This window comes from Bradyrhizobium sp. CCBAU 45321 (assembly GCF_028128975.1).
Taxonomy (GTDB): Bacteria; Pseudomonadota; Alphaproteobacteria; order Rhizobiales; family Xanthobacteraceae; genus Bradyrhizobium; species Bradyrhizobium yuanmingense.
The window spans coordinates 1-440 of sequence record NZ_LFKZ01000034.1 but is presented as its reverse complement, the minus strand read 5'-3'; the positions used below and the strand labels follow the sequence as shown (position 1 = coordinate 440).

Sequence of the window (440 nt, the reverse complement as noted above, 5' to 3'; positions counted from 1 at the left end):
CGCTGGCGAAGGCCGGCTTCGTCCGCCCGAGTCGTTTGGTATCTCATGGTCATGCGGCAGCAGCCGATGGCTTTACACGCCCGCCGTTCGCTCATCCCGTGGGCGCCTCGGTGACAGCTTTCCGCGTGGCCGCGGGCGTCACCATTTCTTTCCCACGAGGTCCTTCAAGGCCGCGTTGTCCAGCATGGCATCGGCGAAAAGGCGCTTCAGCCGTGTGTTCTCGTCCTCCAGGGTCTTCAGCCGCTTGGCCTCCGACACCTCCATTCCACCGAACTTCGCCTTCCATTTGTAGATGCTGGCGTCGCTGACGCCATGCTTGCGGCACAGATCGGCGACCGACACGCCGGCCTCATGCTCCTTCAAAATCCCGATGATCTGCTCTTCCGAAAAGCGGCTGCGCTTCATGCTCTGGTCCTTGTTGTGAGCCAGAACGAACTTCA

Annotated in this window: 1 pseudogene; it reads right to left on the bottom strand. The window is 61.4% G+C overall.

What is annotated here, in order from left to right:
- Positions 1 to 405, bottom strand: a pseudogene (locus ACM43_RS09535) (transposase); the annotation flags it as partial.
- Between the last annotated feature and the right edge of the window lie 35 nt (positions 406 to 440).